Origin of the sequence: Allocatenococcus thiocycli, from assembly GCF_921292965.1 — a bacterium.
GTDB lineage: Bacteria > Pseudomonadota > Gammaproteobacteria > Enterobacterales > Vibrionaceae > Vibrio > Vibrio natriegens.
This window is the reverse complement of the sequence record NZ_CAKLCK010000001.1, coordinates 35,586-60,237: the sequence shown is the minus strand read 5'-3', so window position 1 is coordinate 60,237 and position 24,652 is coordinate 35,586. Positions and strand designations below refer to the sequence as shown.

The following is a 24,652-nucleotide window of genomic DNA, read 5'->3' as shown; positions in this document are numbered from 1 at the left end:
GGTATTATAAAAATGTATAAAAAAAGCGACCTTACGGTCGCTTAACTATAACAAAATTCTTAAAAATTTTGATAATAGGTATTACCTATTATGCTAATGCCTTCTCGATATCAGCACTTACTTCAGAAACTTGCTTAGTACCATCGAATTTTAGGTACGTAGTTTTACCAGCTTCTGCTTCTTTACCGTAGTAGTTGATAAGTGGCGCAGTTTGCTCATGGTAAACACCTAGACGTGCACGTACTGTTTCTTCTTTGTCGTCATCACGAACAACAAGATCTTCACCAGTTACGTCATCTTTACCTTCCACTTTAGGTGGGTTGTAAACAACGTGGTAAGTACGACCTGAAGGAAGGTGAGCACGACGACCAGCCATACGCTCAACGATCACGTCATCAGCAACGTCGAATTCAATAACGTAATCAACGTCAACACCCATTTCTTTTAGGCCATCAGCCTGAGGGATAGTGCGAGGGAAACCGTCTAGTAGGAAGCCTTTTGCGCAATCGTCTTGAGCGATACGTTCTTTGATAAGGCCAAGGATGATTTCATCAGAAACTAGCTGACCAGCGTCGATAACAGCTTTCGCTTGTTTACCAAGCTCTGTACCTGCTTTGATCGCCGCACGAAGCATATCACCAGTAGAGATTTGTGGAATACCGTATTTATCCATGATGAAGTTTGCTTGTGTGCCTTTACCTGCACCTGGAGCACCTAGAAGAATGATGCGCATGATTTATCCTCTTTAATATTTAAGATTTATACCGAAGCTCACAATAGCCTGCCTACTCAAGTTTCAAACCTAAGAAGCAATCGCAACGATAAGTTTCGGTATAACGTTAGGCGGCAAAAATACACGCCTTGTGACTGACATTCAAGTCACAGATTCTACCACAGGTTATGTGAGCAAAGAGTGAATTAAGACTAAAGAATGTTAACAACCGCATCTTTATGCCGCTATTGACTATTAACTCAACATCTATAATGCAAATTTATGCGATAACAAACAAAAAGCTCGCGATACGCGAGCTTTTTAATGTGTATTGACTATTAAACCTTAGTCAAAAGCTGGTTGATCGCACCTAAGAATTGCGCAGGGTCTTCCATTGAACCGCGTTCAGCAAGCATCGCCTGCCCTAAAAGTACCTCAACCCAGCGGCCAAACGCTTCCTCGTCAGCTTCATCAGCCATGCGTTTAACCAGTTCATGCTCCGGGTTGATTTCGAAGATGTACTTCACTTCTGGCACTGCCTGACCTGCTGCCGCAAGAAGCTTCGCCATTTGAGTCCCCATCTCGTAATCATCCGTCACCACAACCGCCGGTGTTGAAGCCAACTTGAACGTTGTGCGAACTTCTTTTACGCGATCGCCTAAGTAAGACTTAGTGCGTTCCACAACTGACTTAAACTCTTCCTCAGTCTCTTTCTGCTTTTCTTTCTCGGCTTCATCTTCGAAGTTGCTCAGATCCAGACCCGCTTTAGTGATTGACTGGAACTGCTTACCGTCGAACTCAGTCAGGTAGTTCATTAACCACTCATCAATGCGGTCGTACATCAGGATAACTTCGATGCCTTTTGCTTTGAACTGCTCTAAGTGCGGGCTATTTTTCGCTGCGGCGTAGCTGTCTGCTGTCAGGTAGTAGATCTTATCCTGACCTTCTTTCATGCGCTCAACGTAGTCAGCCAGTGCGACAGTTTGCTCAGCAGAGTCAACTTCAGTAGACACGAAACGTAACAGACCAGCGATCTTCTCTTTGTTTGCGAAGTCTTCAGCCGGACCCTCTTTCAGTACAAGGCCAAACTCTTTCCAGAATGACTGGTATTTTTCTGAGTCATTCTTTGCCATGCGCTCTAGCATCGTCAATACGCGCTTGGTACAAGCATTGCGCAATGACTGAGTCACTTTGTTATCTTGCAGAATCTCACGCGATACGTTTAGCGGAAGATCGTTTGAATCTATCAGACCACGCACAAAACGCAGGTAAGACGGCATAAACTGCTCTGCGTCATCCATGATAAATACACGTTGAACATACAGTTTCAGACCAGATTTATGGTCACGGTTCATCATGTCCCATGGTGCTTTAGACGGGATGTAAAGAAGACTCGTGTAGTCGTTTTTACCTTCAACGCGGTTATGACTCCAGGTCAGTGGATCCGCGAAGTCATGCGAAACGTGCTTGTAAAACTCTTGATACTCTTCTTCTGAGATATCAGATTTATTGCGAGTCCATAGCGCTTGAGCCTTGTTAATTTGCTCCCACTTTTTCTCGCCAGTTTCATTGCCTTCGTCATCACGTACCGCTGTTTGGATAGAAACCGGGATACCGATATGGTCAGAATACTTACTGATCACTTCGCGCAGACGCCATTCACTCAAGAACTCTTTACCTTCTTCACGCATGTGCAGAATGATGTCGGTACCGCGAGCGTCTTTTACGATGTTTTCAATCGTATACTCACCTTCACCCGCAGAGTGCCATTGCACGGCCTCTTCTGCTGAAACACCTGCAGCACGAGTGCGTACCGTAACTGCATCTGCCACGATAAACGCAGAATAGAAGCCGACACCAAACTGACCAATCAATTGTGAGTCTTTGCTTTGATCTTCAGACAGTTTTGAGAAGAAATCTGCCGTGCCAGATTTCGCAATAGTACCCAGATGCTCGATCACATCATCACGGCTCATGCCGATACCATTGTCAGAAATCGTTAAGGTATTTGCGCTCTCATCAAATGACAGTTTTACGCCAAGGTCAGCGTTACCCTGATACAAATCTGGGTTAGATAGCGCCTGAAATCGCAATTTGTCTGATGCATCTGATGCGTTAGAAATCAGCTCACGCAAAAAGATCTCTTTGTTGGAATAAAGAGAATGGATCATTAAATGCAGTAGTTGTTTTACTTCTGATTGAAAACCACGAGTTTCTTTATTTTGAGATACAGTTTCGCTCATGTTTGCTCCATAACATCTAATCTAACAAACCATCTCAGGGAGAAAAGTAAACACCTCAACTCCATGAAATAGCGTTTCTAATATGTCATGTAACATGTGGCTGACAAATGTAAATTCAAGGTCAATCCAACTAAAAACAGTGTTTTTTTACAAAAATTTAATTATCCTACCCGGCTAAAAGCATCTAAAACGTCGTGCATATCCTACGCGCATAGCATGAATTTGTGATATAAATCACCATAATTTCAACATCATCCATCTAAGAAGAACTAAATGACTAGCATTGGCACCAAATTTCTACTTGCTCAAAGGTTTACTTTTGACCCAAATAGTAATTCGCTTGCTGACCAACAAAACGACAACGACGTTGTACGTTTAGGAAGCAACGAAAGTCGCATTCTCCTGATGTTGGCAGAAAGACCCAACGAAGTGTTAACCCGTAACGAACTCCACGAGTTTGTCTGGCGTGAGCAAGGTTTTGAGGTGGATGACTCAAGCCTTACTCAAGCGATCTCTACCCTGCGTAAGATGTTGAAGGACTCAACAAAATCTCCAGAGTATGTAAAAACCGTACCAAAGCGTGGCTACCAGTTAATCTGTTCTGTAGAACGATTGAATCCGCTTTCCTCTGTTGTTAACTCAGACTCTGAAGAGCTAGCTTCAGACGTTGAGACAGATAAAGCAAAAAGCACGGATATTTCTGACGAGCCACCAGCAGAGCCGATCTCCGAAACAAAAGTAGAGCACGAGTTTCGTAGTGAACAAGCTCAGGTTCAGCCTCAAAAGAAACCAAATATGTGGTTGCCACGGCTGATTTTATTGGTAGCTATATTGTTTCCAGTTGGCGTACTGCTATTCACGAATCCCGCGGAGTCCCAATTCCGTCAGGTAGATATTTATCAAAATGTACCTGTGCTAACGCCTGTGAATCACCCGCAAATTAATGACTGGTTGCCGTCTATCAAGCAATGTGTGGAACGCTACGTTGACCATCACACAAAAGATTCATTGCCTGTGCAGGTCATCGCAACCGGTGGCCAGAACAACCAACTGGTGCTGAACTATATCCATGACATCGACCACTCTTATGAGAATGTCACTTTGCGTATAGTTTCTGGTCAAAGTGACCCAGCCGATATCTGTAAATAAGGGGAGGCCATTATGAAGATAAAATTTGCATCTGCGGTTTTGGCCGTATCCATGCTTTTCAGTGGCTGGTTATACTGGGGCAGCGACCTCAAAATTGAACAGGTTCTGACTGCAAACGAGTGGCAATCTGCCATGGTGACACTCATTACTGATAAGTTGCCGAATGACACGGTAGGTCCGCTGCGTAAAGTCAATGTCGAGTCCAACGTGAAATATTTGCCTAATGGCGAATACATCCGTGTAGCGAACATTAAGCTGTTCGCCCAAGGTTCTACGGCGGAATCAACCATCAACATATCAGAGAAAGGTCGCTGGGAAGTGAGCGATAATTACCTGCTCGTTTCACCGTCTGAATTCAAAGATATTTCATCTTTTCAGTCGAGAGACTTCTCTGAAGAACAGCTTCGCTTGATCACTCAAATATTCAGGCTGGATGCCGAGCAAAGCCGCCGTATTGATGTGGTTAACGAGAAAACGCTGTTATTAACTAGCCTGAATCACGGTTCTACGGTACTGTTTAGAAACTGATTTTCTGATTAAAGGGGGCTAAATGTCCCCTTTGTTGTGCACATGGACTGGCTAGATACCCTCACGCTCTTTTTGGGCTCTCTTATCGCAAACACGTTAGCGTCACTTTCTGGTGGCGGCGCAGGTTTGTTGCAATTCCCCCTACTGATTTTTTTAGGTTTGCCTTTTTCTGTTGCTCTTGGCACTCATAAAGTCGCGTCCGTTGCCTTAGGTTTAGGCGCAGCCAGTACGCATTTAAAAGCTGGCACAATAAAACTTCCCGTAGCGCTGTATTTAATACTGGTCGGCAGTATTGGGGTCATTATTGGTGCCAATATCATCGTTCATATTCCTGATGGTATTGCTGAGAAGATGTTGGGCTCCATGATCCTTGCCCTAGGCATTTACTCACGGCTTAAAAAGCAGTTAGGACAATCCGAGGTAATGATGCATCGCGATCGAGCCGGTTGGATCGTTGGTGGTTTTGGCATCATGCTGATTGGAATCATTAATGGTTCACTCACCGCTGGTTCTGGACTGCTGGTTACTCTATTTTTGGTTCGCTGGTTTGGGTTTGATTATAAACAGGCGGTCGCTTACACCATGATTTGCGTCGGGTTGTTTTGGAATGGCATTGGAGGCGTCGCTGTCGTTCAAGCCGGTGCCCCTATTCACTGGGCATGGTTACCCGTATTGCTGTTAAGTTCATTTTTAGGCGGAAGCTTGGGCGCTTGGGCAGCCACCCGATATAGTAACCGCGTGATAAAAATTGCGTTTGAAATTCTCACCTTTGCCGTTGGGTTTAAACTACTGGTTTAATGCCAAGCTTAAGAATTAACGGGCTATTCTAGTTAAAAGGAAAATAAAATGGAAAAAGCTGTGATTAACATCTACTACTGTCGTCAGTGCAATTGGATGTTACGCTCAACCTGGCTTTCGCAAGAGCTGCTGCATACGTTCAGCGAAGAAATCGAATCTGTTACCTTGCATCCTGATACCGGTGGTCGATTCGAAATCTTCTGTAATGGACAGCAAATCTGGGAGCGTAAAAAAGATGGCGGTTTTCCGGAAGCAAAGGTATTGAAACAGAAAGTCAGAGACATTATTGCACCGGACAGAGATTTGGGACATTCGGATTCAAAATAAGGGAGTGCTGTACTCCCCTAATCATGTAAACAAAACCATTCTCTCAGTCGGATCTCAAATACTATATCTCTGTCTGAGCCAACACTTCGCCCTCTGGCGTCTGTACTGTCAGTGTCTTGCCATTCATCAAGCCGTAGCTTCGAGGTAAGTCATTGCGCGGAAACGTCATAGAACCAGGGTTGAAGATAGTAATCCCATCTTGTGACTCTGCGACAGGTATGTGAGTGTGACCATGGGCGATCACATCCCCTTCTTTCAGCTCTGGGCGATGGCTACTGTTGTATATATGACCATGAGTTAAAAACAGACGCTGACCGGACTCAAGCAACACCCAAGCATAATCCATCATCATCGGAAAGGTTAGTAGCATCTGATCCACTTCACTATCGCAGTTACCTCGAACCGCAATAATCTGCTTGCTGTACTGATTTAAAAGCTCAGCCACTTGTGCTGGGTTATAACCTTCTGGAATCGGGTTTCTTGGTCCGTGGTAGAGAATGTCCCCCAACAGAACCAAATGATCCGCTCCAGACTTAAAAAACAAATCGATGGTTTCTCTCGTCGCAGGTAAAGAGCCATGCAAATCTGAGGCAAAAAATAGTTTCAAAGCATTATCTCCTCATAAAAACAGAGGCTATTCTACGCCATTCTGACTACAGCTCAACTTACTGGTTACGAACAAAATCGATCAGCATTGGCAGTAAATAAACCCACGCAGCGTAACCAGCCCCAACAAGTATCACCAACCAAAAAACCATTGAGATAAACTTTGACTTTGCTAAATGATTCAGCGGATCCGGCTCCCCACACCCAGGGCAGGTATGAGCTCGTTTAGAAATCTGTTTCTCACAGACCGGACAAGCAACTAAAGGCATGATAAAAATCCTCGACTATAAGCGTAAGGCACAAAGGATAAGTGCCAACGGACACATATGCAACATCACAAGTAATCAATGCATTATAGATGGATAACTGTCGCCGATCTGAGAGAAGTAAAGCTGAGCCTCGATTTACCTTTCGACTTAATCTCTTACCATGCCATTGATTACGATATTGTTGTAACTGACCATACCAATCACCTCGCCGTCTTCAATAACCGGAGCACGACTAATACCAAACCGTTCAAACAATCTGGCGCAATATTTCACGTTCATGTCCGGCCCAACACACAGAGCTGGCTTGGTCATAATCTCATAAATATTGGTTCGTTGAGGTGCACGGTTATTCGCCAGCACTTTTTTGGCAATATCATTCATTAATACTATGCCGAATTCATCATTGTCATCGCGCTTTTTAACCACCAGCGCTTTCACTTGATATTTTTTGGCTAGTGTAATCCCTTCGTACACCGTCATCAGCCCATCTACCATAACGTAAGTTGCAGCCATGACGTCTCGAACCCGTACTATTGCCTGATTACTCATAACTCGTCCTCTACAACCTTAGCCAATGTCTCTACCTGATGGGCGACGCCGACCGCATCTTCAATATCAATTTGAATCGCAATGCCCTGTCCGGATTCCTTGTCAAATTCACCGACATCGCTGATGGTTTCTAAAATGTGTCGAGAGAGATGCTCCTCGACCACAAACAGCAGAACATCTTTTTGTACTTCCAAGGTCAATCCAAAAAAAGTTCGCTTCTGGTTTAACCCTTGCCCTCGAGCATTATTAATTACCGTAGCACCCGTTGCTCCAGCATCCCGAGCAGCATCAAGTACCTTATCTGTTCTGGCATCCTCAACAAACGCAAGTATCAATTTAAAGCGCATTTTCTTCGTCCTCCGAGGTGTCTTTATTAAGCCATTGAGTAATTTGCGCATATCCCATGACGGATATCATCGGAAACAAACTGGCAAAGGCAATCAAACCAAAGCCATCTATCATAGGGTTTCTCCCGGGCACAGTAGACGCCAGGCCTAATCCCAGAGCGGTCACGAGCGGTACAGTAACAGTCGATGTCGTCACACCGCCAGAGTCATAAGCCAAAGGGACGATCATCTGAGGGGCATAAAAGGTCTGGGCGACGACTACGATGTAACCAGCCATGATGTAATAGTGAATAGGGTCCCCGACAACAATCCGGTAACTGCCCAATGCAATACCAATCGCCACACCTAATGCAACCGCGACACGCAGACCATTCACGCTAATACTGCCACCGGAAACTTGATTCGCCTTGATTGCCACCGCAATTAATGACGGCTCTGCAATCGTTGTACTGAAACCAATAAAAAATGCGAAGGTGTACACCCAATAATAGTCGATCCACTCCAGTTGCTGCCCTACTGATACTTTGAACTCTCTGACAAAATCCGGAGTAGTAAGTTGTACCGCCATGGTTTCGCCAAGCGGAAACAATGCCATTTCCAACCCGAGCAAGAACAGGGACAAACCCAAAATGACGTAGGCAAAACCAAACAGCACTTTTCTGAGGTTATTCACCGGACGGCGAAGTACCGCGAGTTGAAAACCAAAAATGATGGCAGCAATTGGGATAACATCGCGAATGGTGGATAGAAGCGTGTCAAAAAAGTGCTCGAACGAAATCATGCCACGACCATCCCATAAACCATGACAAACATCATTGGCAGCAACGAGGCAAAAGCAATCAATCCAAATCCATCGACCATGGGGTTACGTCCTTTAATTGCTGAAGCGAGACCGACTCCGAGCGCGGTCACCAATGGAACGGTGATCGTCGATGTCGTTACTCCTCCCGAGTCGTATGCCACGCCAATAATCGACTCAGGTGCAAACCAAGTTAACACTACGACGCCCACATACCCACCTATGATCATGTAATGGATAGGCCAGCCTTTCAGAATCCGAAGTACACCAACCACAATAGCGATGCCGACAGACAACGCCACAGTTACCCGAAGCCCAGTACCATACTCCTGGATCGCCAACTCCGAGTTGTTAATCATTCCTCCCTCGGCCGCCACCCGAGCAGCTTTATCTGCAACGGCAGTCAGTGCAGGCTCGGCAATTGTGGTGCCAAACCCTAAACAAAACGCAAAAACTAAAAGCCAAAAAACGCTGCCTTTTTTCGCAAACGCCTGAGCCATGCTCTCGCCTATCGGAAAAAGACCAAGCTCTAATCCAAAAATAAAAAACGTCAATCCTAGTACGACAAGCAGTAAACCAAAAAGAATAGAGACTAGGTTAGGCAAAGGTTCCTGTAATACCACCAGCTGAAAAAAGGTGATGACTAGGACAATGGGCATCAGATCGCGCGCACTATTAAGGAGGGCTCGAAAAAGAGCAATAAATGCTTCCATATCTTCTCCTTATTGAATGCTTTTGAATAATCTAGCGATAATTAACTGAAATGATTTAACCGACTCATATCAGTCTGACATAAAATTCTTGATGCAAATGTGAAGGAACCAATGTCACCAATAACAACTAGTTACAATTTTTCAATATGTGAAGTTGGTGCGGAGCAAAAGCTTTCTAATCGAATGGAGATTTACGGCGAATACACGGGAGAATATGATCATGCAGCAAACAAAGTGACTATAATGTTTTCATGTTTTTGTCATTCAATGAGACGCCATGAAGATATTATTAACAGGCGGAACAGGATTTATTGGCTCTGAGTTGCTCAAGCTACTCACCACTCATCACGTGGTGCTATTAACGCGTTCACCACAAAAAGCGAAACAGCATCTTCAGCATGCTGATGTCGGTAATATTGAATATATAGACTCTCTTGACCAACTTGCCGATCTTAATCATATTGACGCGATCATCAATCTCGCGGGCGAACCAATCGCAGATAAGCGTTGGACTCAAAAACAGAAGGACAAAATTTGTAAAAGTCGCTGGAAAATAACCGAACAAATTGTCGAGCTTATCCATGCGAGCACAAAGCCACCATCCGTGTTCATTAGTGGATCGGCTGTGGGCTATTATGGCGACCAACAAGAGCACCCTTTTGATGAATGCCTTCATGTTAACAGTGAAGCGTTTACGCACCTTGTTTGCGAAAAATGGGAACAGATTGCTAAACGTGCAGAATCCGAGGATACACGGGTGTGTTTATTGCGGACTGGCGTGGTTCTCGGCCCTAACGGTGGCGCTTTGGCAAAAATGTTACTCCCTTATAAGCTAGGATTAGGCGGACCACTTGGAAACGGCAACCAATACCTGCCCTGGATTCATATCCTGGACATGGTGCGTGCCATCATGTATTTACTGAATACCCCTCATGCCCATGGCGCATTTAACATGTGTGCCCCGCATCCAGTAAGCAATCGCATTTTCAGTGCGACATTAGCAAAAACCCTGAAACGACCGCACATACTGTTCACACCTCAGTGGCTCATGGAGTTGGTGATGGGAGAATCAGCTTGTCTGTTGTTTGACAGCATTAGAGCAAAACCGAAAAAACTGACAGAATTGGATTTCCAGTTCAGCTATTCGAGAATTGAACCCGCACTTAAGCACTTGCTTCATGAGCGAAGCTGTTGAATGATAAACGTTAATATACGTTTATTCTGAGCTTAATTTATGAACAAGTCGATTCTTATCACTGGTTGCTCAACCGGTATTGGTTATGTGTGCGCTCATGCCCTGAAAGCACAAGGCTTTAATGTTATTGCCTCATGCAGAAACCCTGACGATGTCCAGCGACTGCAGGCCGAGGGCTTAACCTGCATACAACTCGACCTCAATGACCCCATCAGCATCACGCAAGGCGCTGAGCAGGCGATAAGTTTAGCTCAGGGGAAACTGTACGCTTTGTTTAACAACGGCGCATACGGTCAGCCAGGAGCGTTAGAAGACCTTCCAACCGAAGCGCTCAAAGCTCAATTCCAAACCAACTTTTTCGGCTGGCATCAACTGGTACAAGAGATTCTTCCACACATGCGCGCCCATGGCGAAGGCCGCATCATTCAAAACAGCTCAGTACTTGGCTTTGCCGCAATGAAATATCGCGGGGCTTATAATGCGTCAAAGTTTGCTCTGGAAGGTTGGACAGACACCTTAAGACTTGAACTGGCCGACACCAATATCAAAGTTGCGCTTATAGAGCCGGGCCCTATAGAAACTCAATTTAGACAAAATGCGCTTGCCGCCTTCGAAAAGTGGATCGACACAGAATCCAGTCCACATCGCGTCGCCTATGAAGCTCAGAAACAGCGCCTGGATAATGACAAATCAAACAATAAGTTTGTGCTACCAGCAGAAGCATGTATTGACCCGGTACTACATGCACTCACCAGCGATTCACCCAAAATCCGTTACCGTATTACCACACCAACCAAGCTGTTCGCAGTGTTGAAGCGGGTGTTACCAGCTCGACTGCTCGATAAAATTTTGCGACAAGCAGCATAAAATTCTTTTGTCGTAGTGTAATTTCATCGTAACAATGTGATGTCATTATGAACATGTAGGTTAAAAAAACCTCACCTGTTCGAATCAATATCTAGGCAAACCTCACGCCAAAATGAACGCATTTTGTGTACAGGTTTGATTAGATTTGGTATCGCCACCCGATCTGTTTTGTAGCAATACTTTGTTCCAATGCGAGACAATAATGACATTAAATCAGCTTAACTGGCTTAGTGTGGGTGTAGTGGTGACCTTGTTCATCCTATTCTGATACCACACCCTGCATAATAAAAACGATAATCACAGTGCAGGAATCGCCACTTTAATACGCTATTAGGACAGCGCTGCTTGGGCAGCGTTTTTCCTTTCTACGCAATCTAAATCTCACCAATTCATACATCTCGATGTTATTTAGCGATACTGCTTGATTTTCCACTAAATCAACTCCATATCTACAAGCAACGACAAGAAACAAAAGCAAGGATACTCTGATGCAATCCCCATTTATCGTTGAGATCACAGAACAGAACTTTCGCGAAACGCTTGAAGGATCAATGAACACGCCCGTTCTGATCCACTTTTGGGCTAATGCTCAGCCAGAAAGCGCACAAATACTCCCTGAGTTACAAACTCTTGCTCAACAGTACAATGGTGCTTTTACCCTTGCTCTACTTAACTGTGAAGACCAGCCAGCCTTAGCGTCTCAGTTTGGCGTTCAGGTACTTCCGACGATTGCATTGTTTATTAATGGTCAAGCTGTCGATGGATTAGGTGGTCCTCAACCGATAGACGCCATCGCAGCCATGCTTCAAAAGCACCTGCCAAGCCCAGATGAGCAACTACTTAAACAAGTTACTGAACTATTGGCACAAGGTAAGCACGCAGAGGCTCTGAGTATCATCCACACACTGCCTGCAGAGCTGCAATCTCGTGGCGATGTCAAACTTGCTACGGCAGATTGCTTGTTGGAAACGAAACAGTTTGATGTTGCTCAAGAGCTATTAGGATCTATTCCACTTGAGTATCAGGATAATTACTACAAGGGCTTAATCGCTAAGCTAGAATTGCATCTTCAAGCGGCTGACAGCCCAGAACTTCAACGCTTAGAACAAGAGTACGCAGCAAATGCAGACAACCTGGAATTGGCGTGTGAGTTAGCCGTTCAGTACAACCAAGTTGGTCGTGATGAAGAAGCATTAGAACTCCTTTGGAACATTCTTAAGGTGAACTTAGGTGCTCAGGATGGCGAAGTGAAGAAAACCTTTATGGATATTCTTAGCGCGTTAGGTCAAGGAAATGCTTTAGCGGGTAAGTACCGCCGTCAACTGTACTCGATTTTATACTAAGTTCGTCAAAATATAGATTTGAGATAAAGGCCGGAGTATTTCGGCCTTTATTTTGTCTCACATCAAACTACTTCACCTGTTCTCACTTCTTAAATTGTCTAATCGTGATAAATGAGTAAAAATGAATCAGACTTTATGCATTTAAGGGAATATTCCATGCCAATTGATTCGTTGATTACTATCGGTATTTTTGTTGTCCTTGCCATTATTATTCTTTCATCCGCGATAAAAACCGTTCCTCAGGGGAGCAACTGGACCGTTGAGCGATTTGGACGTTATACCCACACACTCAAACCCGGGTTAAATTTAATCATCCCTTTCATCGATCGTGTTGGTCATAAAATAAGTATGATGGAGCGCGTATTAGATATCCCGGCACAAGAGGTTATTAGTAAAGATAACGCCAATGTCACTATTGATGCCGTCTGTTTCGTACAAGTCGTCGATGCCGCAAAAGCTGCCTATGAAGTTAACGACCTGGAGCATGCGATTAGAAACCTCACTCTCACTAATATTCGTACTGTATTAGGCTCAATGGAACTCGATGAGATGCTCAGCCAACGCGATATGATCAACTCAAAGCTCCTGCTCATTGTTGACCAGGCTACCAACCCTTGGGGTGTAAAAGTGACGCGTATTGAGATAAAGGATGTACAGCCACCAGCTGATCTGACCGCCGCGATGAACGCCCAAATGAAAGCCGAGCGGAACAAACGTGCAGAAATCCTGGAAGCGGAGGGCGTTCGTCAAGCCGAGATCCTAAAAGCAGAAGGCCACAAGCAATCACAAATACTGAAAGCTGAAGGCGAAAAGCAGTCTGCTATTCTTCATGCAGAAGCTCGTGAACGCGCTGCTCAGGCAGAAGCCAAAGCGACCTACATGGTTTCTGAAGCAATAGCAAAAGGTGACATGCAAGCTGTGAATTACTTTATCGCTCAGGGCTACACAGACGCAATTAAGAGCATTGGACAAGCTGAAAACGGTAAGATCATCATGCTACCTCTGGAAGCAACGGGGCTAATGGGATCCGTTGCAGGTATTGCTGAAATGTTTAAACAACAAAACAAAGAATAAGACCTGCCTATGGATTTTATAAGCTTACTTGATGGGATCACCTTTTGGCATTGGCTCGCACTGGGGTTTGGTCTACTTGCTGTAGAATTACTCGGAACCGCGGGATATTTTCTCTGGCTTGGTCTGTCTGCCCTGTTGGTTGGTATTTTATTGTCTCTGATGCCGATTAGCTGGCAGCTACAATGGTTGTCTTTTGCCACGTTCAGCCTTGTCACCACTTGGTTGTGGTGGAGACGTCAATGGAAAAACGACGAACAAGATGATTTATCCAGAGATCTAAATCAGAAGTACAAGCAACTGATCGGACAAACTCTCACAATAGACGAAGACTTCTCTGTTGGAGTGAATAGAATCCATGTTGCAGATACCACCTGGTCTGCCCAAAGTGACCAGGCCCTTCCTGCGGGGACTAGAGTAAAAATCGTTGCTGTAAAGGGTATTATTTTAGTCATCGAACCTGTTGATGATTAATTTATGTCAAAATAATGGAGCTTACATGGCTCCATTATTATTCCCCCTCACTACTTCTTTTATTTCATATCTTTATTTAAATTACGAATAAAAATAAAGTCCGATATTACTTTCAATATACTCTCATACGAAAAATAAATGAACATTATAATAAACAATTAATTCAAATAGATATAAACTTAATTATTTTAATCACGAAAACTAATTTTAAATAAAAAATAAACATCTAATAATTATTTTTTGATCTTTTCTAGACTGGATACATACTTAGGTAATAAGCACAGCCGTACGATGCTTATATTTATTTAAGAGGTGGTATTATGAAACGCTTATTCTTATTAGCCGTTTTCGTGTTATTTTCCGCGAATATCTTTGCATCTGTGCAAAGCGGAACTAACGTAGGAAGCTCTGCCACAGGTCCTTTGGTTGAATGTAGCCTGCCTAATGGAGAAACGAAGTACATCCCTATATTAATATGTAAGCATATGGACGGAAATGTTAACTAATTATATGTGAAGCCCCATCTAAAGGGGCTTCACTTAAATATTTACTGATTTATTATCCAGTTAAGTATTTCTGAGCGTTCTTCTTTACTTGCTTCTGAGTACCAGTATTGGAGCATATTATAGCTTTGTGAATCAGATGCTTCTAAACTCTGTACACTTTTTCTATTTTTTACTGCAAATTGAGCGAACAACTCTTGTTCTTGTAGTGACGCCTTTTTGTACCAATAGCGTACCATTTCAATAGACTTACTATCATTTGTTGGATTAATACTTGCCGCGTTAGCAGATGAAGTACTCACCAGGACCGCTGTATTTCCTGCGGCAGTTGCACGCCCTTCTTGCTCAATAGCCTCGAAATACGCTTTTGGAACAACAACCTCAACAGTATTCTTTTTACCAGAAGAAATTGTAAATGTTACATCACTGCCATCAAACTGATTTAGTGTTTGTTCGCTGAACGGAAAGCGAATCCACTGAGTAACAGTACAGTGCTCTGTACATGTTTCGGAAATTGGTCTGAAGTTTTCAAGTGCCTGAACCTTCCCATGCATATCAACCGAGTTAAAGCTGTCATAGTTTTTGAAATAGGTTACCGCCATATCAATATTTGATTGGTTGGAGAGCGGCTTGGCCCCTTTATTATGCACGGATATATAAGTTAGCTCAGATTTAACTAAATCTGCACCAACTAAAGCTTTTGTATCTGGTGTGATTGACTTTGCGTATACCTCTACATAATTGCTTCTTTCTTTAATGCTTTTGACTGCATCAGAATACTCACTTGAGGTGTCGAGTGTACTGCAGCCAACTGTTCCTATTGCAACTGGTAGCAGGAACAGACGTCTTAATATTTTCATATTCTTGATCCTTAATAAAATACGCCAGCAAGTATGCTGGCGTAGAACCTAAAGAAAGGCAATTTATAAAGTGGCTTAGAAACCGTATTCTAAACCAACACGAACAAACATTGTTTTGTCTTTAGCGTTGTATGCGTCATGTTGACCAACGCGAACGTAAGGTACAAAACCATTGTGTACGTACATCAGCTGGCCAGATAGTACTTCATCATCATCACTAAGTTTCACATTATCAACTTCTGATTCGTCGTTAAATGCGTAGCCTACTTTAACACCCCATGGGCCATTCCAGTACTGACCAATCAGAGAGTACTGACCCTGTTCAGCCTCTTGACCTTCATACGCAGCATGCTTTGACTCACCTTCGCTGTACTTATATGCACCAGCTAGACCGAAGCCAGCAGGAAGTGGAAGTTCAAAACCTACAATGTATGCTGTTGAATCAATATCTGAACCACCGTACTTAGAGTTAGACTCTACACCAGCGTGAACAGTAACCACATCAGAGAAGTTGTAGTGCGCTGCTGCACCTACATGGTTTGAGCTCTTAGTACCTGTATCGCCACGACCTACAGAGAAGTTCAACGTCAGTCCGCCAAGCGCTGGAGAGTCATAACGAGCGATATCGCCTTTACGATCGTAATGTGCTTTAACGTCTCCACCCCAGTCAAATACACGACCTAGACCTGGGTTTGAGTAAGGCCAGTCAACGATTTCATATAATGGCGTCAACATACGACCAAAACGTACTTTACCCCAATCACCTTGTAATCCAAGGAATGTGTCGCGAGCACCTAAAGTGGAACCTTTACCGTCCTCACCAACATAACCAGATTCAATCTGCATGAATACGTTTAGATTATCAAACATATCCTTGCTTGCACGGAAGCCGATACGTGATTCGTTTTCGTAATCGTAGCCATTACTGTCTTCTTGATAAAAAGCAGAAATTGCAGCAACACCGTACGCTTGTACGTTGAAATCTGAAAGCACACCAACTTGTGAAGATTCAGAACCACTTGCTACTGCACCAGTTGAAGCTAGAGCTACTGCAGCACCTAATAACGTGCGTTTTAAAATTTTGTCCATGGATAAACTCCTAAAAATAGATATAGCTGTTTTTTTATCTCACCTTTAGTTGGCCGCCGAAGGAGAGAAGTAATTTCGTGGTAAAGCTTCGTTATTTCTAACTGGGCTTTTTTTAGTTCCTGCATACACACCGTGTATAACACGTTATTAAGACTAACTTCGCGACTAAAAACATCCAAATGGAACTTATTTTTTTTCTAAAAAAATATGAGCCACAACAAAGTTCCATATAAGTTATTGATCCAGATCTTACTTTTACAACCCTTACATCAATAAAGGAAAATAATTTTATAAATCAATAATTTAAATAAAACCAAAAAACTCAACATGAAGTGCCTCGCAGAGTATGAAACAAAACAATTTCAATCCGCAAAGGGGAGATCTTGATCACTGAAAAGATTAAATCACTCTAATAATAGAAATATTAGAACTTAATAAGAGGCATTAAAAAGCCCCAGAAGCTTAGCTACTGGGGCTTATTAGAAAGGTATTTAGGTTTTGGATAAACTTAATTCATTAAGTCGAGTAAGTCTTGTTCGGTTTTAATTTCAATTCCCAAGTCTTGCGCTTTTGCTAATTTAGAACCCGCATTTTCACCTGCGAATAAAATATCCGTTTTCTTCGAAACACTGCCGGTAACTTTAGCACCCAGCGCCTGTAGTGCCTCTTTTGCTTCGGATCGCCCTAGTTGAGAAAGAGTACCAGTTAGTACAACCGTTTTGCCTTCTAACGGCAGTTCAACACCTTGCTCAGGAGCACTAATTTCTGGCCAGTGAATACCTTGCTCTAGTAAGTCTTTCACTACTGCTTGGTTTTGCTCTTCACCAAAGAAGGTGGTGATATGCTTGGCAACAATGACGCCAATGTCCTGAACTTCAATCAACTGTTCTTCTGTCGCAACCTGAATCGCTTCTAGCGTTTTGAAATGCTGCGCTAAGTTAGCGGCTGTCGCTTCGCCGACTTCTCGAATGCCTAGTGAGTATAAAAAGCGAGGTAATGTGGTTAACTTCGACTTGTCTAAAGCATTTACAATGTTCTGCGCTGATTTTGGCCCCATACGCTCTAAAACCGTCAAAATGCCTGCAGACAACTTAAACAGATCCGCTGGAGTTTCGACCATTTCTCGATCAACAAGCTGTTCTATCACTTTATCGCCAAGACCATCGACATCTAACGCTTTACGCGACACGAAATGCTTGAGCGCTTGTTTACGCTGCGCTTGGCAAACCAACCCCCCCGTACAGCGAGTCACGGCCTCTCCCTCAATACGTTCGACATGCGAATCGCAAACAGGGCAGAGCGATGGAAACACAATCTCGCGCGCGTTTTCTGGACGACGCTCGCGGATCACAGAGACAACTTGGGGGATCACGTCACCAGCACGGCGGATCACAACTTGATCACCGATTTTCACTTGAAGACGTTCAATTTCATCAGCGTTATGCAGAGTAGCATTACTTACCGTCACACCACCGACAAAAACAGGTTCAAGTTTAGCGACTGGCGTAATCGCACCAGTACGCCCTACCTGAAATTCCACATCATTCAATGTAGTGATTTCTTCCTGCGCCGGGAACTTATAAGCAATAGCCCAGCGAGGAGCTCGAGCAACGAAGCCCAGTCTTTCTTGGATCGCAATATCGTCGATTTTTATAACGACGCCATCAATCTCATATGGCAAAGCATCACGTCGCTGTAAAATATCTTGGTAGTACGCTTTGACATCCGTCAGGCTATCTACACGCTTAGTCTCAGGACACATTGGCAGCCCCCATGACTTAATTTGCAGAAAGCGTTCATAGTGACTCGGCGCTAATTCCGCTCCCTGAACAACGCCCACACTGTAGGCATAGAAACTAAGTGGGCGTGAAGCGGTAACACGTGAATCTAACTGACGTAAGCTACCAGCTGCGGCATTACGAGGGTTAACAAAAACTTTGTCTCCCTTTTGACGAGCCAGTTCGTTGAGTTTTTCAAAACCCGCCTTAGGCATGAAAACTTCACCACGAACTTCAAGACGCTCAGGCCAATCATTGCCTCTTAATTTGAGAGGGATGGCGTTGATGGTACGAACGTTTTCAGTAATGTTTTCACCGGTAGTACCGTCACCACGCGTCGCGGCCTGGACGAGAACACCGTTTTCGTACAATAGGCTTACTGCTAAGCCATCCAGTTTTGGCTCACAACAGTATTGTTTAACACTTTGATTGCCAACTCTGTCTTGTGCTCGTTTGTGGAAGCTGTCCAGCTCACTGTCGTCAAAGGCATTGTCTAATGACAACATCGGAACTTCATGCTTAACTTCGCTAAATTCAGATAAAGGTTTTCCACCAACACGCTGGCTAGGCGAATCTACTGTCACTAGGTCTGGGTGTTGAGCTTCAATATCCAGCAATTCACGCATGAGTCGATCATATTCAGCATCCGGAATCTCTGGGTTATCTTCCACGTAGTAACGAACGGCGTGGTAATGCAACGACTCTTTTAATTCTTCTAGTCGTTGAAGTACTGATTCAGACATATTAAAGCCCCGTGTGTTGTCAATCGATGAGGTTGGGAATCGAAGAAAAAGGGCTCCAACCGGAGCCCTTTTAAAAATTGGTGTTTAGATTATGCGTTCGCCGTCTTAAACTCAACTATTTGACGTCGATAAGCTGCTAATCGGTCAGGAGTCATCAAGTTTCTTTGGTCATCAAGAACATTACCTCCCATGTCGTCAGCAATCTGTTGTGCTGTACGAAGCATCAGGTTGAAGTTCTGTTCCGCTTCACCAAAACAAGGTAGCGTCATAAAGAATGAGATGCCTTTAGTCGTAAACTCCGCAGGGTCTCCATGCTCTAAGGTTCCCGGCTGCATCATATTAGCAACGCTGAACAACACTTTTCCGTTACCCGACAGATCAACGTGTCGATGGAAGATATCCATCTCGCCATAAATAAGGCCATTTTGCTTCATGCTATCAAATAGCTCAGTGCCAACGAATGGTTCTTCGCCCGCACAATGCACATTGAGAACAATCACCTGCATTTCTGGTTCAGGTTTAGGCTCTTCTTGCGGCTCAGAAACTGCTGCAGGTTGCTCTGCGACATGCATTTCAGTCTGCGGTTCTTCAAACGCTGAAGGTACCGTTTCCTCAACTACTGGCTGAACTGGCTCTTGCATCACAGGTTCTTGAACTACGACGTCGTCATCATGACTCTTCTGCGCAACAAATGAAGGGATCTCTTCCGGCTCTTGCTTAAATGGCTTGTCTTCCGGGACACCGCCAAGCAAAGGATCCGCCTCAAACTTCGAATCAAACGCATTGTCCATACCGAAGTCTGGTTCTTTACGGTCTTTACGAATAATTTCAAAATCGTCTTCAGGAGCAGAGGCGAAGCTTCGCTCTTGCTCTACTGAATCTGCATCCCCTTGGTCAACCTCTAATTTACCCAGAGGCTTGTTACCAAATTTCGCTTTGCCTTCCTTCTTACTGCTCCATAAACCATGAAACAGTAATGCCGCAATGGCTAAAACGCCAACAACAATGAGTACGAATCGCAATTCCTGCATTATTTACTCTCAATATACTTGTTTGTACTACTCGCAGTTCCTTGAGCAGCAACCCAAGTGTAATTATTCTGAATGATACGTTTACTTTACCAAAACTATATGGAGGTTTAGAACAACTTAATGCAAGAAGTTCACTTTTTTGTTGTGATTCTTGCCACGATTCCACTTTACGAGAGGCCTTTTGTTAAGGCATTGAAAGAAAAGTCGCGACAGGTACAATGAGTTTTCTTTCTCTCAACACGAAATGGATATGACGCTAAACAATCAGCCAAGAACCGGATTCGGTTATTTCCTGTATGGAATAAAGCTAGCACTATCTCCAAAGATCAGACGCTTTGTTGTATTACCACTATTAGCGAACGTTCTCCTTGTCGGTGGTGCCATTTTTTATCTGTTCTCTCACCTAAATGTATGGATTGAGAACTGGATTGGTCAATTGCCAGAGTTTCTATCCTGGCTAACTTATGTGCTTTGGCCTCTGCTCGCGCTAACCATACTTGCCACGTTCTCGTATTTCTTTAGTACTTTAGCAAACTTTATCGCCGCGCCGTTCAACGGACTGCTGGCTGAGAAAGTAGAAGAATACCTGACCGGACAAAAAATCAATGATGACGGCTTCACTGCTGTGATTAAAGATGTTCCTCGAGTCTTAGCACGAGAGTGGCGTAAACTGCTTTATGTGCTGCCTAAAGCGATTGGTTTATTTTTGCTACTGTTGATACCCGCGCTCGGTCAAACGGTTGGTCCAATCCTTTGGTTCATCTTTACAGCCTGGATGTTAGCTATCCAGTACTGTGATTACCCGTTTGATAACCACAAAATTCCATTCAACGATATGCGTTACAAATTGAAACAAAAACAAGGCAAAGCTTATGGGTTTGGCGTTCTTGTTTCTGTGTTCACCACCATCCCAATTTTGAACCTTATCGTCATGCCCGTTGCGATATGCGGTGCGACTGCAATGTGGGTCGCTGAGTTCAAGCACCAAAGATAAGCTATGCTTTCCCTGAAGCACGGGAAAGGCATCTGCTTTTCCCGGTTCCCTAGCTGAAATCTGGACAACCTAATAAGATATAACTTTTTAATCCTTTTCCCTTTTTTTTAGACCGAATATTCTTCTAACTATATTCACAAAACGTGTAATGAAGGAACATAACTATGAGCAAGATCTACGAAGATAACTCTCTTACTATTGGTAACACTCCCCTAGTTCGCTTAAACAAAGTGAGCAAAGGCAACGTTCTAGCAAAAATCGAAGCGCGTAACCCAAGCTTCAGTGTTAAGTGCCGTATCGGTGCGAACATGATTTGGGATGCAGAAAAGTCAGGCAAACTTAAGCCAGGCGTAGAGCTAGTAGAACCAACCAGTGGTAACACAGGTATCGCATTAGCGTTCGTAGCAGCGGCTCGCGGTTACAAACTGACTTTGACAATGCCTGAATCTATGAGCCTAGAGCGTCGTAAGCTACTTAAAGCACTTGGTGCAAACCTAGAGCTGACTGAAGCGGCAAAAGGCATGAAAGGTGCGATTGCTAAAGCAGAAGAAATCGTTGCTAGCAACCCAGACAAGTACCTACTTCTTCAACAGTTCAACAACCCAGCGAACCCAGAGATTCACGAGAAGACGACTGGCCCAGAAATCTGGGAAGCAACTGACGGTGAAATCGATGTGCTTGTAGCCGGTGTTGGTACTGGCGGTACGATTACAGGTACAAGCCGTTACATCAAAGGCGAAAAAGGCAAAGCGATCACTTCTGTTGCTGTAGAACCTGCAGAATCACCAGTGATTGCACAAGCGCTAGCAGGCGAAGAAATCCAACCAGCACCACATAAAATTCAAGGTATCGGCGCAGGTTTCATCCCAGGCAACCTAGATTTAGAGCTTTTAGACCGTGTTGAGCCAGTGACTTCTGAAGAAGCGATTGAGATGGCTCGCCGTCTAATGGAAGAGGAAGGTATCCTTGCTGGTATCTCTTCTGGTGCGGCAGTAGTAGCAGCGAACCGCATTGCAGAACTTCCTGAATTTGAAGGAAAAACTATCGTAACAATTCTACCAAGCTCTGGTGAACGTTACCTAAGTACAGCACTGTTTGCTGGCATCTTTACGGAAAAAGAGAACGAACAGTAATATGTGTTCAAATCAATTTTTCGTCTAAAAAAGCCCCGTTCAGGGGCTTTTTTGTTGATCCCTGCCCCACCTTTGGTAATATCAGGGCGTTTTATTTCTAGCTTCAAAATAAAGAAGCAGAACACAAAAAGGTTTCAAAGTGATTACGCACGCAAACAGTTGCGCAATCGCAAATCTTTTGACTAGTATCAGAACTAACGCGCTTTGAACTCTCCCGTGCTAGCGCACAAGGTATAAAGCAGTTAAGCTCAAACTAGTCACTACTAACAAAAAAATACATTTATTGGGGTATATCACATGTACGAGAAGCAAGTAGAAATCACAGCAGAAAACGGTCTTCACACTCGTCCAGCTGCACAGTTTGTAAAAGAAGCGAAAGCATTCGATGCAGACATCACTGTGACTTCTAACGGTAAAAGCGCTAGCGCGAAGAGCCTATTCAAACTACAAACACTAGGCCTAGTAAAAGGTACTCAAGTAACTATCTCTGCTGAAGGCCCACAAGCTCAACAAGCAGTTGATCACCTAGTTGCTCTAATGGACCAGCTACACTAATCGGTGTCACCTACTCCAAAAGCCATTTTGTGAAAACAAAATGGCTTTGTTGGAAATAGGCTCAAAACTAAGCTAAAACTATTCGTTAGCACACCCATTATTCTCCCGTTTTATAAAGTTGACCAAACTTAAGGTAAGGCTATGATTTCAGGCATCCTAGCATCTCCTGGTATTGCAATCGGTAAAGCACTACTACTTCAAGAAGATGAAATTGTCCTAAACACAAACACTATTTCTGATGATCAAGTAGAAGCTGAAGTTCAGCGTTTCTTCGACGCTCGTGAAAAATCTTCCGCTCAACTAGAAACTATCAAGCAAAAAGCGCTTGAAACGTTTGGTGAAGAAAAAGAAGCGATCTTTGAAGGTCACATCATGCTTCTTGAAGACGAAGAGCTAGAAGAAGAAATCCTAGCACTAATCAAAAACGACAAGCTGACTGCAGATAACGCTATCCACACCGTTATCGAAGAGCAAGCATGCGCTCTTGAGTCTCTAGACGACGAATACCTGAAAGAACGTGCAACTGACATCCGTGATATCGGTTCTCGTTTTGTTAAGAACGCACTAGGCATCAACATTGTTTCGCTAAGCGACATCAATGAAGAAGTTATCCTGGTTGCTTACGACCTAACTCCATCTGAAACAGCGCAAATTAACCTAGACTACGTTCTTGGTTTTGCTTGTGATATCGGTGGTCGTACTTCGCACACTTCAATCATGGCTCGCTCTCTTGAGCTACCAGCTATCGTTGGTACTAACGACATCACTAAACAAGTTAAGAACGGCGACATGCTGATTCTTGACGCGATGAACAACAAGATTCTTGTTAACCCATCTGAAGCTGAAGTAGAAGAAGCGAAAGCAGTTAAAGCGGCATTCCTAGCTGAAAAAGAAGAGCTAGCTAAACTGAAAGATCTGCACGCAGAAACGACTGACGGTCACCGTGTAGAAGTTTGCGGCAACATCGGTACAGTTAAAGACTGTGACGGCATCATCCGTAACGGTGGTGAAGGCGTTGGTCTGTACCGTACAGAATTCCTATTTATGGACCGTACTGCGCTACCAACTGAAGACGAACAGTACCAAGCGTACAAAGAAGTTGCGGAAGCAATGAACGGTCAAGCTGTGATCATCCGTACTATGGATATCGGCGGCGACAAAGATCTACCATACATGGATCTACCTCAAGAGATGAACCCGTTCCTAGGCTGGCGTGCAGTACGTATCAGCTTGGATCGTCGTGAAATCCTTCGTGACCAGCTACGTGGTATCCTACGTGCATCTGCACACGGCAAACTACGTATCATGTTCCCAATGATCATCTCTGTTGAAGAAATCCGTGAGCTTAAGAAAGCAATCGAAGAGTACAAAGCAGAACTACGTGCTGAAGGTCTTGCTTTCGACGAAAACATCGAAATCGGTGTAATGGTTGAGACTCCAGCAGCAGCTGCAATCGCGCACCACCTAGCGAAAGAAGTGTCATTCTTCTCTATCGGTACTAACGACCTGACTCAGTACACACTAGCGGTTGACCGTGGTAACGAGATGATTTCTCACCTATACAACCCACTATCACCAGCGGTACTAACTGTGATCAAGCAAGTTATTGATGCATCTCACGCTGAAGGTAAATGGACTGGTATGTGTGGTGAGCTTGCAGGTGATGAGCGTGCAACACTGCTACTTCTAGGTATGGGTCTGGATGAGTTCTCTATGAGCGGTATCTCAATCCCTAAAGTGAAGAAAGTTATCCGTAACTCTAACTTCGCAGAAGTGAAAGCAATGGCGGAAGAAGCACTTTCTCTACCAACTGCTGCTGAGATTGAAGCAGTCGTTGAAAAGTTCATTGCTGAGAAAGTTCAGTAATACGTAGTACCAAGTAATTCAATACTTAATGGCCATTAGACGGCGAAAAAAGTCGTCTAATGAGCTATATTGGTATACTATAATTCGACAGAATAAAACTAAACCTTAGG

25 protein-coding genes are annotated in these 24,652 nt (G+C 43.9%); 13 read left to right on the top strand and 12 right to left on the bottom strand.

All coding sequences use genetic code 11. The features are described from left to right. Nucleotides 1-88: 88 nt before the first annotated feature. Nucleotides 89-733 (bottom strand): adenylate kinase, encoded by a 645-nt coding sequence (gene adk / locus L9Q40_RS00300; protein WP_014231127.1) that lies wholly within the window; start codon nt 731-733, stop codon nt 89-91. Nucleotides 734-1,050: 317 nt separating this feature from the next. Next, nucleotides 1,051-2,955, bottom strand: a complete 1,905-nt coding sequence (gene htpG / locus L9Q40_RS00295; protein WP_014231126.1) for a molecular chaperone HtpG — start codon at nt 2,953-2,955, stop codon at nt 1,051-1,053. 273 nt (nt 2,956-3,228) lie between these two features. Between htpG and L9Q40_RS00290 the strand changes: the two genes are divergently transcribed. From L9Q40_RS00290 to L9Q40_RS00275, 4 genes are read left to right on the top strand one after another with little or no spacing between them, the layout of a single operon-like run. Beyond that, entirely contained in the window at nt 3,229-4,104 is an 876-nt protein-coding gene (locus tag L9Q40_RS00290; RefSeq protein WP_118117918.1) for a transcriptional regulator, read from the top strand. 12 nt (nt 4,105-4,116) lie between these two features. Continuing rightward, a complete protein-coding gene (locus tag L9Q40_RS00285) occupies nt 4,117-4,632 on the top strand; it encodes a regulatory protein ToxS (RefSeq protein ID WP_498791634.1) in 516 nt (171 codons plus the stop codon). Between the two features lie 42 nt (nt 4,633-4,674). Next, nucleotides 4,675-5,430: a sulfite exporter TauE/SafE family protein gene (locus L9Q40_RS00280; protein ID WP_263838200.1), complete on the top strand. Its 756-nt coding sequence runs from the start codon at nt 4,675-4,677 to the stop codon at nt 5,428-5,430. Between the two features lie 48 nt (nt 5,431-5,478). Then, nucleotides 5,479-5,757 (top strand): Rdx family protein, encoded by a 279-nt coding sequence (locus L9Q40_RS00275; protein WP_317590961.1) that lies wholly within the window; start codon nt 5,479-5,481, stop codon nt 5,755-5,757. Nucleotides 5,758-5,818: 61 nt separating this feature from the next. On the opposite strand, the gene yfcE is transcribed toward L9Q40_RS00275, so the two are convergent. The 6 genes from yfcE to L9Q40_RS00245 all read right to left on the bottom strand — a co-directional run bounded on the left by yfcE (nt 5,819) and on the right by L9Q40_RS00245 (nt 9,040). After that, on the bottom strand, nt 5,819-6,364 hold the full coding sequence (yfcE, locus tag L9Q40_RS00270) for a phosphodiesterase (protein WP_498791633.1): 546 nt from the start codon (nt 6,362-6,364) through the stop codon (nt 5,819-5,821). A gap of 58 nt (nt 6,365-6,422) precedes the next feature. Further along, the gene (locus L9Q40_RS00265) at nt 6,423-6,632 is read right to left on the bottom strand and encodes a hypothetical protein (RefSeq protein ID WP_498791632.1); all 210 of its coding nucleotides are present in this window, start codon (nt 6,630-6,632) and stop codon (nt 6,423-6,425) included. Between the two features lie 147 nt (nt 6,633-6,779). Beyond that, nucleotides 6,780-7,181 carry a CBS domain-containing protein gene (locus tag L9Q40_RS00260; RefSeq protein ID WP_014231119.1) on the bottom strand — a complete coding sequence of 134 codons (402 nt, stop codon included), beginning with the start codon at nt 7,179-7,181 and terminating at the stop codon, nt 6,780-6,782. Next, nucleotides 7,178-7,528 carry a P-II family nitrogen regulator gene (locus L9Q40_RS00255; RefSeq protein ID WP_014231118.1) on the bottom strand — a complete coding sequence of 117 codons (351 nt, stop codon included), beginning with the start codon at nt 7,526-7,528 and terminating at the stop codon, nt 7,178-7,180. The genes L9Q40_RS00260 and L9Q40_RS00255 overlap by 4 nt, the downstream gene beginning before the upstream one ends. Continuing rightward, nucleotides 7,518-8,309: a DUF1538 domain-containing protein gene (locus tag L9Q40_RS00250; protein WP_014231117.1), complete on the bottom strand. Its 792-nt coding sequence runs from the start codon at nt 8,307-8,309 to the stop codon at nt 7,518-7,520. The genes L9Q40_RS00255 and L9Q40_RS00250 overlap by 11 nt, the downstream gene beginning before the upstream one ends. After that, the gene (locus L9Q40_RS00245; RefSeq protein WP_014231116.1) at nt 8,306-9,040 is read right to left on the bottom strand and encodes a DUF1538 domain-containing protein; all 735 of its coding nucleotides are present in this window, start codon (nt 9,038-9,040) and stop codon (nt 8,306-8,308) included. Before L9Q40_RS00245 ends, L9Q40_RS00250 begins: the two co-directional genes overlap by 4 nt. Nucleotides 9,041-9,317: 277 nt before the next feature. On the opposite strand from L9Q40_RS00245, the gene L9Q40_RS00240 reads away from it, so the two are divergent. The 5 genes from L9Q40_RS00240 (at nt 9,318) to L9Q40_RS00220 (ending at nt 13,990) form a co-directional block, all read left to right on the top strand. Further along, nucleotides 9,318-10,235, top strand: a complete 918-nt coding sequence (locus L9Q40_RS00240; protein WP_434172002.1) for a TIGR01777 family oxidoreductase — start codon at nt 9,318-9,320, stop codon at nt 10,233-10,235. A 39-nt stretch (nt 10,236-10,274) separates the two neighbouring features. Next, nucleotides 10,275-11,102 (top strand): SDR family oxidoreductase, encoded by an 828-nt coding sequence (locus L9Q40_RS00235; protein ID WP_239949881.1) that lies wholly within the window; start codon nt 10,275-10,277, stop codon nt 11,100-11,102. Nucleotides 11,103-11,590: 488 nt separating this feature from the next. Beyond that, nucleotides 11,591-12,445: a co-chaperone YbbN gene (locus L9Q40_RS00230; RefSeq protein ID WP_330471256.1), complete on the top strand. Its 855-nt coding sequence runs from the start codon at nt 11,591-11,593 to the stop codon at nt 12,443-12,445. 156 nt (nt 12,446-12,601) lie between these two features. Further along, nucleotides 12,602-13,519, top strand: a complete 918-nt coding sequence (locus L9Q40_RS00225; protein WP_014231112.1) for an SPFH domain-containing protein — start codon at nt 12,602-12,604, stop codon at nt 13,517-13,519. A 9-nt stretch (nt 13,520-13,528) separates the two neighbouring features. After that, nucleotides 13,529-13,990, top strand: a complete 462-nt coding sequence (locus L9Q40_RS00220; protein ID WP_065299246.1) for an NfeD family protein — start codon at nt 13,529-13,531, stop codon at nt 13,988-13,990. 547 nt (nt 13,991-14,537) lie between these two features. Here the strand turns inward: L9Q40_RS00220 and L9Q40_RS00215 are convergent. The 4 genes from L9Q40_RS00215 to zipA all read right to left on the bottom strand — a co-directional run bounded on the left by L9Q40_RS00215 (nt 14,538) and on the right by zipA (nt 19,994). Further along, nucleotides 14,538-15,353: a hypothetical protein gene (locus L9Q40_RS00215; RefSeq protein WP_498791631.1), complete on the bottom strand. Its 816-nt coding sequence runs from the start codon at nt 15,351-15,353 to the stop codon at nt 14,538-14,540. A 75-nt stretch (nt 15,354-15,428) separates the two neighbouring features. Further along, a complete protein-coding gene (locus L9Q40_RS00210) occupies nt 15,429-16,442 on the bottom strand; it encodes a porin (protein WP_498791630.1) in 1,014 nt (337 codons plus the stop codon). Between the two features lie 508 nt (nt 16,443-16,950). Then, nucleotides 16,951-18,963 (bottom strand): NAD-dependent DNA ligase LigA, encoded by a 2,013-nt coding sequence (gene ligA, locus L9Q40_RS00205; protein WP_498791629.1) that lies wholly within the window; start codon nt 18,961-18,963, stop codon nt 16,951-16,953. Between the two features lie 89 nt (nt 18,964-19,052). Next, nucleotides 19,053-19,994, bottom strand: coding sequence for a cell division protein ZipA (gene zipA / locus L9Q40_RS00200; RefSeq protein ID WP_498791628.1), 942 nt, complete (start codon nt 19,992-19,994; stop codon nt 19,053-19,055). A gap of 250 nt (nt 19,995-20,244) precedes the next feature. Here zipA and cysZ point away from each other — a divergent pair, with 250 nt between their 5' ends. From cysZ to ptsI, 4 genes are all read left to right on the top strand, one after another. Next, nucleotides 20,245-20,988, top strand: coding sequence for a sulfate transporter CysZ (gene cysZ / locus L9Q40_RS00195; protein ID WP_118119745.1), 744 nt, complete (start codon nt 20,245-20,247; stop codon nt 20,986-20,988). A 164-nt stretch (nt 20,989-21,152) separates the two neighbouring features. Continuing rightward, complete coding sequence (gene cysK / locus L9Q40_RS00190; protein ID WP_061778637.1) at nt 21,153-22,121, top strand: cysteine synthase A; 969 nt, start codon at nt 21,153-21,155, stop codon at nt 22,119-22,121. Nucleotides 22,122-22,418: 297 nt separating this feature from the next. Then, entirely contained in the window at nt 22,419-22,676 is a 258-nt protein-coding gene (locus L9Q40_RS00185) for an HPr family phosphocarrier protein (protein WP_005382043.1), read from the top strand. 141 nt (nt 22,677-22,817) lie between these two features. After that, nucleotides 22,818-24,542: a phosphoenolpyruvate-protein phosphotransferase PtsI gene (ptsI, locus tag L9Q40_RS00180; RefSeq protein WP_498791627.1), complete on the top strand. Its 1,725-nt coding sequence runs from the start codon at nt 22,818-22,820 to the stop codon at nt 24,540-24,542. Nucleotides 24,543-24,652: the final 110 nt, after the last annotated feature.